Here is a 12,595-nt window from a genome sequence, read left to right as displayed (position 1 = left end):
ATGGTCAAGAAACGCGGATACCATCACGGCAACCTGCGCCAGGCGCTGGTCGAGGCCGCGCTGAAGCTGATCGAGGAGAAAGGACCTTCGGGCTTCACGCTGTCGGAGGCGGCCAAGCAGGCCGGTGTGACCCCGGCGGCGGTCTACCGGCATTTTTCCGGACGCGAAGACCTGATCGCCGAGGCCGCGCGCCAAGGCTATGAGATCTTCGCCGACGTGATGCAATACGCCTATGACAAGGGCCAGCCCTCGGCACTGGCCGCCTTCGAGGCGACGGGCCGCGCCTATCTTGCCTTTGCGCGACGCTATCCGGGCCATTACATCGCGATGTTCGAATCCGGCATCTCGGTGAACCATTCACCGGAACTGGCGATGGCCTCGGCCCGGGCCCGCGCGGTGCTGGAAACTGCGGCGGAGAAACTGTCGCAGCACATCCCACCGGAGAAACGCCCGCCGCCAGCCATGTTCTCGGCCCATATCTGGGCGCTCAGCCACGGTGTGGTCGAGCTTTTCGCCCGCAACTCACCCGGCAGCCAGGCGCCTTTCCCGCCCGAGGACCTGCTGGAATCGGGCATCGGCATCTATCTGCGCGGGCTGGGATTGTTGGCGCCGGATCAGTAGGACGGGCCGGGAGGGGGCGCTGCCCCCGCTTGCCAGCGGCAAGCCCCCCGGAGTATTTCCGGCCCAAAGAAACACCGGGGCAAGCGCCCCCACCCGCGCAGGAGAGCCAGGATGACCAGGACCTTCTTTCTAGGCCTCGGTGGCCAGAAATGCGGATCCTCCTGGATCCAGGCCTACCTGGCGCGGCAGCCGGGATCGGATTTCGGCCGCATGGGCGAATACCAGACATGGGAGCACCAACTGGGCGGCGTCTTTGCCCGCTACCGTGCCCCCGAACCCTCGATGCTGGGCAAGCTGCGCGCCCGCGCCAAGGTGGCCCTGGGGGCGCCGGAACCCGCCGCGCACCTGCGCTGGCGCCTGCAACAGGATGAAAACGCCTATTTCGACTATTTCGCCGGGCTGCTGGCGCAGGACGGGATCATCCGGACCGGCGACATCACCCCCTCTTACGCGGCGCTTCCCGCCAAGACGCTGGCCCGCATCCGCGATGGCTTTGCCAGCCGGGACATCGCCGTCAAACTGCTGTTTTCCATGCGCGACCCGGTCGACCGCCTGCGGTCTCACATGCGGATGGAGATGGAAAAAGGCCGCCTGCCCGAGGCCGCCGAGAACGAAGCCCCCCTGCGTGCCTTCTATGCCTCGCATGAGGCCGAGGCCCGCAGTCGATACGACCAGACCCTGTCGGCGATCGAGGCGGTCTTTGACCCGGGCGACATCTTCCTGACCCCGTTCGAGACGCTCTTTACCGCCAATGGCATCGCCAACCTGTCGCGCTTTGCCGATGTGCCGGTGGATGCCCAGGCCGGGATGCGCGCGGTCAACAGCCGCGCCAAGGGGTCGGGGCTCTCCGAGGACCTGGAGGGTGAGATCGCCCACCACTATGCCCCGGTCTACGAGGCCGCGGCCCGCCGCCTGCCCCAGGTCGCCGAGGCCTGGCCCTCGGCCCGTTTCGTTCTGCGGCCTACCAGCGCATGAGCCCGCAGCGCACCAGCTGTTCCGGCCCCTCGTAGGCCACCGAGTTCTCGTCGAGGAAACCATCCTCGACGCCCCGCATCCGCTCCAGCAACTGGGCGTAATAGCGATACTTGGCGGCGGCATTGGCATGGGCGCCCCAGGCGGTCGCCCGGTCGATCTTTTCGGCGAATTGCGCGGTAAAGACAAAATGCGCAACCGTCAGCAACACCTCGGAGGACGGCGGCAGGTTGCCATAATGCGACCCGGTCAACCGGCTTTGCGCGTCGCGCCGCACCAGCGGTGTCTTGTGCCGGGGCGATTTCTGGAATTGTTGCGCCTTCTTCGCCTTCGACGACATCCAGACCCGCTGCCACCCCTGGCGCACCACCTGAGGCGCGACCGCGTAGCGTTTGAACAGCCGCGCCGTCTTGGACTTGCCCATCAGCTCCGGCTGGGCCCCCTCGCGCAGGTCGACCAACTGTTCGCACTGGAAAAAGGGGTAGGCTGCCATCAGCGCGTCGAAACTCTGCGGCAAGGCCCCCGCCAGACCCGAGGCCGAGGCCGGGAAGAACTCCACCACCGAGGCCACAGCCGAAGGCGCGCCCGCGGCCTCCAGCCGGTCCACCACTGCGTGGATCGAACCGACACCCGGCGGCAGGATCAGGAATTCATCCGCATCGACGTAGCCGACAAAGGCACCGACGAAAAACAGATGCGGCAAGGCGATCTTGAAATAGGTGCCCGCGCGTTCCTCGCGTTCGGTCCCGTCCGGGTCACGGTAACGCAACAGGTCACCAAAAGAGAGATCCGACTGCATGACAATCACGTCGGGCTGCCCCGACAGGTAGTCGAACGACCCGTCGTCGCTGGCGTCATCCCAGATCAGGAACTGTTCGAACCCGATGGCGCGGTGATGATCCAGCCAGGCCGGCAGGAACCCCATCTCGTTCTTCATGGTGGAAAACAGCGTGACCCGCGCCGGGTCTACCTCGCCCGATACCACGCGCGCCAGACGGCCCGCGTCCTCGATTCCGACAGCCTCCACCCGCGCCACTCCCCTGTTTCTTTGGGCCCCAAATACTTCGGGGGACTTGCCACAGGCAAGCATGGGGGTGGAACCCCCAACGATACAAAAAAGAAGGGGCCCCGAAGGGCCCCTGCAATCGCAATATCGAAACGATTAACGCTTCGAGAACTGGAACGAACGACGCGCCTTGCGCTTACCGAACTTCTTACGCTCGACAACGCGGCTGTCGCGGGTCAGGAAGCCGGCCGCCTTGAGCGGGCCACGCAGCGAGGGGTCGAACAGCTGCAGCGCCTTCGAGACACCATGCTTGACCGCGCCGGCCTGACCGGTGAGGCCGCCGCCCTTGACGGTGGCGTAGACGTCGAATTCGCCTTCGACACCGGCAACCTGGAACGGCTGCCGCAGGATCAGCTGCAGAACCGGACGGGCAAAATAGGTGTCCATGTCCTTGCCGTTGACGGTCACCTTGCCCGAACCCGGCTTGATCCAGACGCGGGCCACCGCGTCCTTCCGCTTGCCGGTGGCATAGGAACGACCCAGTTCGTCGCGGACCGGCTCGCGCGGGGTCTCATCGGCGACAACCACGTCTTCGACGCCCGCTGCGGCGCCCAGCTCTTCCAGAGAGTTGATCTGATCAGCCATTATTTCGACACCCGGGTGTTCTTGGAGTTCTTCGATTTGACGTCCAGAACCTCGGGGTTCTGGGCCTCGTGCGGATGTTCGGCGCCGGCATAGACGCGCAGGTTGGTCAGCACCTTGCGCGACAGGCGGTTGCCCGGCAGCATGCGCTTGACAGCCTGAAAGACCACGCGCTCGGGGTGGGCACCCTCAAGGATCTGCGCCTTGGTGCGCGACTTGATGCCGCCCGGGTGGCCGGTGTGCCAGTAGAAGTTCTCTTCGCGCTTCTTGCCGGTCAGCTGCACCTTGTCCGCGTTCACGATGATGACGTTGTCACCACAGTCCATGTGCGGGGTGAAGGAGGGCTTGTGCTTGCCGCGCAGCCGCATGGCGACGATCGACGCAAGACGACCCAGAACGAGGCCTTCGGCGTCGATCACGATCCATTTCTTGTCGATGTCTGCCGGAGTTGCAGAGTAGGTTTTCATATGTATCGGTCCGTTTCGAGTGAGAAAGCCGAGGCAAAGCCCCGGCCCTGAATTCGATTGCGCCGTTATACGCAGGCCAAATTTCCAGTCAAGCGCACTGGTGCAGAATTAAATTCACAAAATCAATCACTTAAGATTACGGTAACATATTACCCCATATTTTGACGCCCCTTTGCCTCCGCACAAGGTCAGGGAATACCGCCTTGCGACGCGCCCGACCGCCATGCAGTCTGCGCGCAAACAACGACAAGATCCCCGATGCAACCACTCTCTTTTCTTGGTCCACTCCTTTCCGGCCTCGCCCTGCTTGCGGCCTCGACCGCCGTCGGCGCCGGTGCCATGCGCAAGCTGGTGCACGTCTACGAGGCCAAACACGAGCTGAAACAGGGATCGGCCGGCTTCCTGCGCACCATCGCAGGATGGTCCTGGATCGCGATCTGGGCAATGGCCACCTGGTTTTTCGCCACGATCATCGGAGACTGGGGCGCCTCGGGCGATCTTGACGGGGCCATCGCGCGGTCCTGGCTACGGCTTGAAATCCTGCTGCACATCGCCAGCGCGCTTTCGGACGCGGATTCATGAACGTGATCGACACCGACCAGTCAGAGCTGCGCTGCCCCGCCTGCGGCGGTCAGTGTCTTTACGATCCCGCGGCGCAGGCCCTGGCCTGCACCAGTTGCGGCAACACCCGGACGCTGGAAACGCCATGGGACGGGGCCGCCAGCGCCGAGACGGACTATCACGCCGACACGCCCGAAACCCTGCCGCCAGACCTGCCCGACAGCCGCGCCCACCGCTGCGAAACCTGCGGCGGCGAGGTGGTCTTTACCGGCGCCGCGCTGTCCGACCGCTGCCCCTATTGCGACGGCGCGGTGGTGCTGTCCTCGGCGGACACCGGCTATCGCACCACCGCCCTGATCCCCTTTCGCGTGCCGGAAAAGGACGCGCAGGAACACGCGCTGGACTGGGTGCGCGGACGGCTGGCGGCGCCAAACGGTCTGGCCGCAACCGTCGAAAAGGGCCGCGTCGCCGGGCTATACGCGCCGTTCTGGACCTTCGACAGCACCGAGGCGGTGGACTACTGGGCCAGCTACACCACCGGCAGCGGCAAGAACCGCCGCACCCGGCGCACCAGCGGCAAGCTCACGGTGGATTTCGACGACCTGTTGATGCCCGCCAGCCCGCATGTCACGCCGCTGATCCGCGACGGCATCCTGCATCATTTCGACCCGCGCCGCCTGCGCCCCTACCGCGCCGGGTATCTTGCCGGGTTCGCCGCAGAACGCCACCACCAGAGTGTGGCCGAGGGCTTGTCGGCCAACGAGGCGGACAAGCGGCTGCTGATCCGCAACCGCATCAAGGGCCATATCAACAAGAGCCGCGTGTCCAACATCGGCTTCAACGCCGACACCTCGGGCATCCGCTATCGCCGGATCCTGCTGCCGGTCTGGATCCTGCATTACCGCTGGAACGACACGCCGATGAAGGTGGTCGTCTCCGGCCTCGACGGGCGCACCTTCGGCGAACGCCCCTTCTGCCGGTGGAAGCTGACCGGCTACGCCGCCGTCGCCAGCCTGGCGGTCATCGCCTTCGGCCTGCTCTGGGGCATCGGCGCCGCGCCCTGACGCCGCGCCCGACCGCGCATGGCGGGTTTTCTCGCGTTTGCAGAAATTTTCTCTTGAACGACTCAAGGCGGGCTCTTAGGTGGGCCTCACTTTCGGACCCGATCCCAACCCGGACGCCCAGCCATGTGCTGGGCTCATGTGTCTTCGGGGGGCGCTAAGGGACCGACTGGAACGCACTGCTGGCTTGAAGGAGGCATGTCATGAAGGACATCAACCTCTTCCAACTGGGGTACGGTCTGGAGACAGGCGCCCAAGAGGAAGACACCACCCGGGGTCTCGCCCCCGCCAATCAATCCGTATCGCCGCGCGATGTCTTCGACGAAGACCGCGACGACCATTTCATCCGCCGTGACGGCAGCGTCTTTGCCGGAACCCATCTCATCATCGAGGTGGTCGATGGCGAGGGCCTGGACGACGAGGCGCGCATTCAGCAGGCCTTTCGCGACTGCGTAGAGACCTGCGGCGCGACGCTCCTGCATATCCACACGCACAAGTTCAGCCCCCAGGGCGTGAGCGGCGTGGCCGTGCTGGCCGAAAGCCATATCTCGGTCCACACTTGGCCGGAAATCGGCTATGGCGCCTTCGACGTCTTCATGTGCGGCGATGCCGAACCCTGGAAGGCCGTCGACGTTCTGGGCCGTGCCTTTGCCACCGCCGACGTGCGCGTCAAGGAACTCAAGCGCGGCGAGGGTGTTGTGTCAGAGGCCGGCGTCGCGGCCTGATCGCGACGCGCAAGGACATCGGCCTGACCGGTGCAGACGCACGAGCAAGGGCGGCCCCGGCCGCCCTTTTCCTTGTCACCCGTTGAGATGCCCGGCGCCGCCGCTATCCTCGCGCGTGGACGCCGAAAGGAGACCGAAGACATGACCGACTCGCCCGAGTGGATGCGCGAAACCCTGCACCCGCACTATTCCCAGAGCTTCACCGTCGATAAGCTGCTCTACGACAGCGAGACCGACCACCAGCGCCTGCGCGTCTTTCAGAACGGCACCTTTGGCCGGATGCTGACGCTGGACGACGTGGTGCAAACCACCGAGGGCGACAATTTCATTTACCACGAAATGCTGACCCATGTGCCGATCCTTGCCCACGGCGCGGCGAAACGGGTCTGCATCGTCGGCGGCGGCGATGGCGGCATGGCGCGCGAGGTTCTGAAACACGCCAGCGTCGACCAGGTCACGATGGTCGAGATCGACGCCGGGGTGGTCGAATTCTCAAAGCAATACCTGCCCATGCTCAGCCAGGGGGCCTTTGACGATGACCGGCTGGACCTGGTGATCGCTGACGGCGCCGAGTTCATGAAGATCACCCAGGGCGGCTATGACGTCATCATCGTCGACAGCACAGACCCCATCGGCCCCGGAGAGGTCCTGTTCACCGATACCTTCTACGGCCACGCCAAACGTGCGCTGGCCCCGGGCGGCATCCTGGTGACGCAGAACGGCGTGCCCTTCCTGCAGGGTGAGGAACTGACCAACAGCATGCGCGCCTTCAAGGCGCTGTTCTCGGATGCCACCTGCTACATGGCGACGGTGCCCACCTACGCCGGCGGGCCGATGGCCTTTGGCTGGGGCACCGATAGCGCGGCGCGCAGCGTGACGGTCAAGGACCTGACAGAGCGTTTCGCCACCGCCGGGATCGCCTGCGACTACTACACGCCCGAGGTGCACAAGGCCGCCTTTGCCCTGCCCGGCTACGTGCTGAAACTGATGCCCTGACGCCAGATCACCGGGGGATCTTTCACCCGAAGCGACCACAGGTGTAGGGCGGGGTTTACCCCGCCGCGCCCTCACCGCCCCGGCGGAATGGAGTAGGTCAGCGAGGCATGGGCCAGCGGCTTGGCCTGCCCCTCGCTGAACAGCAGCACATCCGTCACCGACAGCGTCCGGCCCAGCTTCAGCACCCGTGCCTCGGCCAGCAGGTCCACCCCGGCGGCGGGTTTGCGCATGAAGTCGATCGAGCAATGCGTCGTGACGGTCAGCGCCTGTTTCCCGATTCGCGCCAGCGTCGCCACATAGGCCGCCACATCCGCCAGGCTGAACATCGCGGGGCCCGACACCGTGCCGCCGGGACGCAGGTGCCGCTCGTCGTTGAAAAGCCGCATGACCAGCAGGTCCTCGTCCAGCCTGTCGATCCCGAACATGCCATCCACCTGCGGAAAAACCTCCTCCAGGTACTCAGTCACCTCTGCGGCATTCAGTTTCAGCGTCACCGTCTTCCCTCCCGATCTGGCGGCAGCTAATCTGCCCCAAACGAGGAGGACAAGATGCAAATCCTGGAACGTCGCGACACGGACGGCATCGCGCATCTGCACATGAACGCGCCCGACCGGCTGAACGCCCTGTCGGACGAGATGCTGGCCGCGCTGCAGGCACAGATCGACGCCCTGGCCGAGGACCGCGAGACACGCGTTGTCGTGATCTCGGGCGCGGGCAAGGCGTTCTGCGCCGGGCACGACCTGAAACAGATGCAGGCAGGCCGACAGGCCGAGGACGGCGGCCGCGCCTATTTCGCCGATCTGTTCGCCCGCTGCTCCAGCGTCATGACCGGGCTGACCCGCCTGCCCCAGCCGGTGATCGCGCAGGCGCATGGCATCGCCACCGCCGCCGGCTGCCAGCTTGTCGCCTCTTGCGACATGGCCGTGGCGGCCGAAGGCACGCGCTTTGGCGTCAACGGGGTGAACATCGGGCTGTTCTGTTCGACGCCGATGGTGGCGCTGACGCGCAATGTCCACCGCAAGAAAGCCTTCGAGATGCTGACCACGGGCCGGTTCCTGTCCGCCGAAGAGGCCGAGACCGCGGGCCTGGTCAACAAGGTCGTGCCCCATGACCAGCTGGAAACCGCGACGCGCGATCTGGCCGAGACCGTCGCCGCCAAGCTGACGGCGGCGGTGAAGATCGGCAAGGGCACCTTCTACGAACAGATCACGATGGATCTGGACGCCGCCTATGCCCACGCCGGTCAGGTCATGGTCGAGAACATGCTGTGGCGTGACACCAACGAGGGAATCTCGGCGTTTTTGGAGAAACGCCCGCCTGACTGGCAAAAGGGTTAAGGCTTTCCTGCCGGTTTGTACAAAACGTCGGAAATAGCGTACGTTTTGTACAAACCGTACAAAATCCGGAGGGGTCTTGGCAGCGCCGCTGTCCTGGCCTAGATGCGCGCCATGACACAGGAATTGCATATCGTCGGCGGCGGAATGGCCGGATCCGAGGCGGCCTGGCAGGCCGCCAACATGGGCGTGCGGGTTGTCCTGCACGAGATGCGCCCCAAGGTGAAGACCTTCGCGCATAATACTGGAAACCTTGGAGAAATGGTTTGTTCCAACTCCTTCCGGTCGGATGATCACGAACAGAATGCCGTGGGCCTGCTGCATTGGGAGATGCTGCAGGCCGGCGGGCTGATCATGGCAACGGCCTATGACCGGCGCCTGCCTGCGGGTGGCGCGCTGGCCGTGGACCGTGAAGGCTTTGCACAAAGCGTCACCGCCGCCCTGCGGGAGCACCCCAACATCATGATTTCCCACGAGGAAATCGACACGCTGCCGGATGAAGGCCAATGGATCTTTGCCACCGGCCCCTTGACCTCGCCCGCTCTTGGTGAGGCGATCCAGCGCGAGACCGGCTCTGACCGGCTGGCCTTTTTCGACGCTATCGCGCCAATCGTCTACGCGGAAAGTATCGACATGTCAGTGGCTTGGCGGCAATCCCGCTATGACAAGGGCGAAACCGAAGAAGAGCGCAAGGCCTACCTCAACTGCCCCATGACCAAGGATCAGTACGAGGGTTTCATCGACGCGCTGCTGGCGGCGGACAAGACCGAATTTCATGAAGGCGAAACAGCGGGTTACTTCGACGGCTGCCTGCCAATCGAGGTCATGGCCGAACGGGGACGTGAGACCCTGCGCCACGGTCCAATGAAACCCATCGGCCTGACCAACGCGCACAAGCCTGAAGAAAAAGCCTATGCCGTCGTCCAGTTGCGCCGCGACAACGCTCTGGGCACGCTCTACAATATCGTCGGCTTCCAGACCAAGATGAAGTACGGCGCACAAGCCTCTGTTTTCAAGATGATTCCCGGTCTGGAGAACGCCAGTTTCGCGCGCCTTGGAGGCATCCATCGCAACACCTTCCTGAATAGTCCCACGCTTCTGGACGATCAGATGCGCCTGCGGTCCAAGCCGAACATCCGGTTCGCAGGACAGGTCACCGGGGTCGAGGGCTACGTCGAGTCGGCGGCGATGGGGCTGATCTCCGGGCGCATGGCGGCCTCGGAAATCCTTGGAAAGACAATGCCTTCCGTGCCGCAGGACAGCGCTCATGGCGCCCTGATCCACCACATCACAGGGGGCGCCGAAGCCAAGACCTTTCAGCCGATGAACGTCAACTTCGGCCTGTTCCGTCCGCTCGAAGGTCTGCGCGGCGGCCGCAAGGGACGTCGGGAGCGCTACAAGGGCTACACCGACCGGGCCAAGGAAGTCTGGAGCGCCTGGTTGGCCGAACAGGGGGTTGACGGCCAGGCCGCGGAGTAGAACCCTGACCGCATGAGCGATCCCTACCTCGACAAGGTCTACACGGCCCGCACCGACGACGAGACCCGGGAACTTTATGACGCCTGGGCAAAGACTTATGACGCAGCGGTTGAGGGTGAAGGCTATGCCACGCCGCGCCGCTGCGCCGAGGCCCTGCATGCGCTGATGCCAGATCCGACTGCCCCCATCCTCGATTTCGGCTGTGGCACCGGCTTGTCCGGACTGGCGTTGCGCCTGGCCGGGTTCACCACAATCGACGGCGTCGACCTGTCGTCGGGCATGTTGGACCTGGCGCGAGAGCGCCAGACCTACCGCAGGCTGTCGCAAATCGGCAGCGACGACCCGCTGCCCGGCGGCTATGCCGCCATCGCGGCCATCGGCGTGATCGGGGCCGGAGCGGCCCCTCTGCACGCGCTGGAACGGATTTTTGACGCGTTGGAACCGGGCGCGATCTGTGTCTTTTCCTTCAACGATCACACGCTGGAGGACCCGGACTTCGAAGCGCTGGTGGATCGCCGTGTCGCCGACGGGAGCCTGACCCAACTCTTCCGCGAACACGGCCCCCACCTGCCGGGAAAGAACATCGAATCAACCGTTTATGTCGTTGAAAAGAAGTGATATTCACCACGCGTTTTGCACCGTCCCCGACCGGCCCGCTGCACTTGGGGCATGCCTATTCGGCGCTATTGGCGCATGATTTGGCGCGCGCGGCGGCGGGGCGTTTCCTGTTGCGGATCGAGGACATAGATCACACCCGTTCCCGCCCGGAATGGGAACGCCAGATCCTCGAAGACCTGACATGGCTCGGTGTGACCTGGGATGCCCTACCGATGCGCCAGTCCGACCGCACGCAGGCCTATGGCGCTGCGCTTCAGGAGCTGTGGTCGCGCGGATTGCTCTATGCCTGCAGTTGTACGCGCCGCGACATTGCCGCCGCCGTTTCGGCCCCCCAGGAGGGCGCGGAGATACCGCATGGCCCCGACGGACTCATCTATCCTGGCACCTGTCGGCACCGCTATCCACGGGATACCGCCAAGCCTCCTGACGGGATGGCGCTGCGACTGGACATGGCGGCCGCACTAGCGGCGCTGGCGACACCCTTGGCCGGCTTCGTGGAAACCGGTCCGGACGGCCGCGCACCGGGGCGCAGGATCATGGTCTCCGGCGACGACCTTACATCAAGAGTTGGCGATATCGTTCTGTCCCGTAAAGACTTTTTCGGATCCTATCATCTTTCCGTCGTGCTGGATGACGCAGCCCAAGCCATCACCCATGTAATCAGGGGTGAAGACTTGTTCGACGCCACGCAGATCCACGTCCTCTTGCAGGCGCTCCTGCGGCTGGAAACGCCCGTCTACCTGCACCACCGCCTGATCCGAGATGAGACTGGTCGCCGCCTGGCCAAGCGTGACGACGCCCGGGCCATAGCCACCTACCGCGCCGAGGGACGACGCCCACAGGAGATCCGCGAGATGGTCGGCCTGACGGCCTGAGCCGGCTAGTCGCTCATCGGTTTCATCAGCTCGATCTCGTCGCCATCGCGCAGGGCGGTATAGAAACAGCTGCGCCGATTGGTATGGCAAGCCGGCCCCGTCTGACGGACCAGGGCCAAAAGGCAGTCGCGGTCACAATCCACGCGGAGGTCCACCAGTTCCTGCACGTGTCCCGAGGTCTCTCCCTTGATCCAGAAAGACTGCCGGGAGCGCGACCAATAAGTGACGCGACCGGTTTCCAGTGTCTTGGCTACCGCCTCAGCGTTCATCCAGGCCATCATCAACACCTCGCCCCCTTCGGCATCCTGCGCAATGCAGGGAATGAGGCCGCGATCATCATACTTTAGTGTGGAGGTGTCGAAAGCCATTGGAAAAACCTTTTGCATCGGAGATCGTGCCGCCTATGTATGGAAGACCTGCAGCAGGAGAAAGCCATGAGCGGCGAAACCGACCTGATCAAGCTCTATTCCGGTCGCATCCTCGAACTGGCGGCGGACATCCCGCATAATGCCCGGCTCGAGGATCCGCAGGTCAGCGTCAAGAAGCGCTCGCCGCTCTGCGGGTCGACCGTGACAGTGGACCTGACCCTGAAGGACGGCAAGGTTGCGGATTTCGGCCAGGACGTGAAGGCTTGTGCCCTTGGCCAGGCAGCGGCCTCTGTCGTGGGCGGCGCCATTATTGGACGCACCCCCGAAGAAATCCAGACCGCCCGCGATGCGCTGCGCGCCATGCTGAAAGAGGACGGCCCGACCCCGCCCGCGCCCTTCGACGGGCTTGAGGTGCTACGACCGGCCGCAGCCTACAAGAACCGGCATGCTTCGATCATGCTGTCACTGGATGCGGCCAGCCAGGCGGTCGAGGAAGCGCGCGACTCCCAGTCTGCCTGACCGGGTCAACCATCTGCCCTGAAAAGAAAAAAGCCGCCGCACTCCGGGACAAGGAGGCGGCGGCAAGGAGCGTGTCGATCCGTAGGGGACCGTGGTCGTGATCGGTTACAGGCAGGCGAACCGATCTGGGGACAGGCGGCACATCGGGACAGGAGATGTGCAAAAGACCAGGGCTACAGACACGCAGGCAGAAACTCAGAAAACGGACGGCAGGTGCAGCGCACCGATGAAGATCACCGCCAGGGAAACGGCGCCGAGGGCATCCTGCCAGAGCGTATCGTGCTGGCGGTTCAGTACGGTCTTGACGGTGTCGATCATGGCGCGGCTCCAATGTTCCGTTTGTTGACCCTT

At 64.3% G+C, this 12,595-nt stretch carries 16 protein-coding genes and 1 pseudogene; 11 read left to right on the top strand and 6 right to left on the bottom strand.

Features of this window, described 5'->3' with window-relative positions; all coding sequences use genetic code 11:
* Positions 1–621, top strand: coding sequence for a TetR/AcrR family transcriptional regulator (locus tag KZZ07_RS12605; protein WP_219514560.1), 621 nt, complete (start codon positions 1–3; stop codon positions 619–621).
* A gap of 111 nt (positions 622–732) precedes the next feature.
* A complete protein-coding gene (locus tag KZZ07_RS12600; protein WP_219514559.1) occupies positions 733–1,596 on the top strand; it encodes a hypothetical protein in 864 nt (287 codons plus the stop codon).
* On the opposite strand, the gene KZZ07_RS12595 is transcribed toward KZZ07_RS12600, so the two are convergent.
* The 3 genes from KZZ07_RS12595 to rplM all read right to left on the bottom strand — a co-directional run bounded on the left by KZZ07_RS12595 (position 1,583) and on the right by rplM (position 3,708).
* Positions 1,583–2,620 (bottom strand): glycosyltransferase family 2 protein, encoded by a 1,038-nt coding sequence (locus KZZ07_RS12595; RefSeq protein ID WP_219514558.1) that lies wholly within the window; start codon positions 2,618–2,620, stop codon positions 1,583–1,585. The genes KZZ07_RS12600 and KZZ07_RS12595 overlap by 14 nt on opposite strands.
* A gap of 135 nt (positions 2,621–2,755) precedes the next feature.
* Positions 2,756–3,244, bottom strand: a complete 489-nt coding sequence (rpsI, locus tag KZZ07_RS12590) for a 30S ribosomal protein S9 (RefSeq protein WP_219514557.1) — start codon at positions 3,242–3,244, stop codon at positions 2,756–2,758.
* Entirely contained in the window at positions 3,244–3,708 is a 465-nt protein-coding gene (gene rplM / locus KZZ07_RS12585) for a 50S ribosomal protein L13 (RefSeq protein ID WP_219514556.1), read from the bottom strand. The genes rpsI and rplM overlap by 1 nt, the downstream gene beginning before the upstream one ends.
* 258 nt (positions 3,709–3,966) lie before the next feature.
* Between rplM and KZZ07_RS12580 the strand changes: the two genes are divergently transcribed.
* The 4 genes from KZZ07_RS12580 (at position 3,967) to speE (ending at position 7,051) form a co-directional block, all read left to right on the top strand.
* Entirely contained in the window at positions 3,967–4,290 is a 324-nt protein-coding gene (locus KZZ07_RS12580) for a hypothetical protein (protein WP_219514555.1), read from the top strand.
* Positions 4,287–5,333, top strand: coding sequence for a hypothetical protein (locus KZZ07_RS12575; RefSeq protein ID WP_219514554.1), 1,047 nt, complete (start codon positions 4,287–4,289; stop codon positions 5,331–5,333). The genes KZZ07_RS12580 and KZZ07_RS12575 overlap by 4 nt, the downstream gene beginning before the upstream one ends.
* A 200-nt stretch (positions 5,334–5,533) precedes the next feature.
* Positions 5,534–6,055 (top strand): adenosylmethionine decarboxylase, encoded by a 522-nt coding sequence (gene speD / locus KZZ07_RS12570; RefSeq protein WP_219514553.1) that lies wholly within the window; start codon positions 5,534–5,536, stop codon positions 6,053–6,055.
* A 141-nt stretch (positions 6,056–6,196) separates the two neighbouring features.
* Positions 6,197–7,051: a polyamine aminopropyltransferase gene (speE, locus tag KZZ07_RS12565; protein WP_219514552.1), complete on the top strand. Its 855-nt coding sequence runs from the start codon at positions 6,197–6,199 to the stop codon at positions 7,049–7,051.
* Between the two features lie 71 nt (positions 7,052–7,122).
* On the opposite strand, the gene KZZ07_RS12560 is transcribed toward speE, so the two are convergent.
* Positions 7,123–7,476 (bottom strand): PaaI family thioesterase, encoded by a 354-nt coding sequence (locus tag KZZ07_RS12560; RefSeq protein ID WP_255564334.1) that lies wholly within the window; start codon positions 7,474–7,476, stop codon positions 7,123–7,125.
* Positions 7,477–7,596: 120 nt separating this feature from the next.
* On the opposite strand from KZZ07_RS12560, the pseudogene KZZ07_RS12555 reads away from it, so the two are divergent.
* The 4 genes and pseudogenes from KZZ07_RS12555 to gluQRS all read left to right on the top strand — a co-directional run.
* Positions 7,597–8,388 (top strand): annotated as a pseudogene (locus KZZ07_RS12555) (enoyl-CoA hydratase); the annotation flags it as partial.
* 111 nt (positions 8,389–8,499) lie between these two features.
* The gene (gene trmFO / locus KZZ07_RS12550; RefSeq protein WP_219514549.1) at positions 8,500–9,864 is read left to right on the top strand and encodes a methylenetetrahydrofolate--tRNA-(uracil(54)-C(5))-methyltransferase (FADH(2)-oxidizing) TrmFO; all 1,365 of its coding nucleotides are present in this window, start codon (positions 8,500–8,502) and stop codon (positions 9,862–9,864) included.
* Between the two features lie 12 nt (positions 9,865–9,876).
* Entirely contained in the window at positions 9,877–10,482 is a 606-nt protein-coding gene (locus KZZ07_RS12545; RefSeq protein WP_219514548.1) for a class I SAM-dependent DNA methyltransferase, read from the top strand.
* Positions 10,479–11,357, top strand: coding sequence for a tRNA glutamyl-Q(34) synthetase GluQRS (gluQRS, locus tag KZZ07_RS12540; protein ID WP_219514547.1), 879 nt, complete (start codon positions 10,479–10,481; stop codon positions 11,355–11,357). Before KZZ07_RS12545 ends, gluQRS begins: the two co-directional genes overlap by 4 nt.
* 5 nt (positions 11,358–11,362) lie before the next feature.
* Here the strand turns inward: gluQRS and hisI are convergent, their stop codons facing one another.
* A complete protein-coding gene (gene hisI, locus KZZ07_RS12535) occupies positions 11,363–11,743 on the bottom strand; it encodes a phosphoribosyl-AMP cyclohydrolase (protein ID WP_219514546.1) in 381 nt (126 codons plus the stop codon).
* A 48-nt stretch (positions 11,744–11,791) separates the two neighbouring features.
* On the opposite strand from hisI, the gene KZZ07_RS12530 reads away from it, so the two are divergent.
* Positions 11,792–12,244 carry an iron-sulfur cluster assembly scaffold protein gene (locus tag KZZ07_RS12530; protein WP_219514545.1) on the top strand — a complete coding sequence of 151 codons (453 nt, stop codon included), beginning with the start codon at positions 11,792–11,794 and terminating at the stop codon, positions 12,242–12,244.
* Positions 12,245–12,439: 195 nt separating this feature from the next.
* Here the strand turns inward: KZZ07_RS12530 and KZZ07_RS27685 are convergent, their stop codons facing one another.
* Positions 12,440–12,562: a hypothetical protein gene (locus tag KZZ07_RS27685; RefSeq protein WP_255564318.1), complete on the bottom strand. Its 123-nt coding sequence runs from the start codon at positions 12,560–12,562 to the stop codon at positions 12,440–12,442.
* Between the last annotated feature and the right edge of the window lie 33 nt (positions 12,563–12,595).

Origin of the sequence: Mameliella sp. CS4, from assembly GCF_019392335.1 — a bacterium.
Classification (GTDB): Bacteria; Pseudomonadota; Alphaproteobacteria; order Rhodobacterales; family Rhodobacteraceae; genus Antarctobacter.
This window is presented reverse-complemented; position numbering and strand designations above follow the sequence as displayed.

Coding starts and splice junctions, on each gene's coding strand:
- KZZ07_RS12605 (WP_219514560.1), top strand. CDS start 1: ATGGTCAAGAAACGCGGATACCATCACGGCAACCTGCGCCAGGCGCTG.
- KZZ07_RS12600 (WP_219514559.1), top strand. CDS start 733: ATGACCAGGACCTTCTTTCTAGGCCTCGGTGGCCAGAAATGCGGATCC.
- rpsI (WP_219514557.1), bottom strand. CDS start 3,244: ATGGCTGATCAGATCAACTCTCTGGAAGAGCTGGGCGCCGCAGCGGGC.
- rplM (WP_219514556.1), bottom strand. CDS start 3,708: ATGAAAACCTACTCTGCAACTCCGGCAGACATCGACAAGAAATGGATC.
- KZZ07_RS12580 (WP_219514555.1), top strand. CDS start 3,967: ATGCAACCACTCTCTTTTCTTGGTCCACTCCTTTCCGGCCTCGCCCTG.
- KZZ07_RS12575 (WP_219514554.1), top strand. CDS start 4,287: ATGAACGTGATCGACACCGACCAGTCAGAGCTGCGCTGCCCCGCCTGC.
- speD (WP_219514553.1), top strand. CDS start 5,534: ATGAAGGACATCAACCTCTTCCAACTGGGGTACGGTCTGGAGACAGGC.
- speE (WP_219514552.1), top strand. CDS start 6,197: ATGACCGACTCGCCCGAGTGGATGCGCGAAACCCTGCACCCGCACTAT.
- KZZ07_RS12560 (WP_255564334.1), bottom strand. CDS start 7,476: ATGTTCGGGATCGACAGGCTGGACGAGGACCTGCTGGTCATGCGGCTT.
- trmFO (WP_219514549.1), top strand. CDS start 8,500: ATGACACAGGAATTGCATATCGTCGGCGGCGGAATGGCCGGATCCGAG.
- KZZ07_RS12545 (WP_219514548.1), top strand. CDS start 9,877: ATGAGCGATCCCTACCTCGACAAGGTCTACACGGCCCGCACCGACGAC.
- hisI (WP_219514546.1), bottom strand. CDS start 11,743: ATGCAAAAGGTTTTTCCAATGGCTTTCGACACCTCCACACTAAAGTAT.
- KZZ07_RS12530 (WP_219514545.1), top strand. CDS start 11,792: ATGAGCGGCGAAACCGACCTGATCAAGCTCTATTCCGGTCGCATCCTC.
- KZZ07_RS27685 (WP_255564318.1), bottom strand. CDS start 12,562: ATGATCGACACCGTCAAGACCGTACTGAACCGCCAGCACGATACGCTC.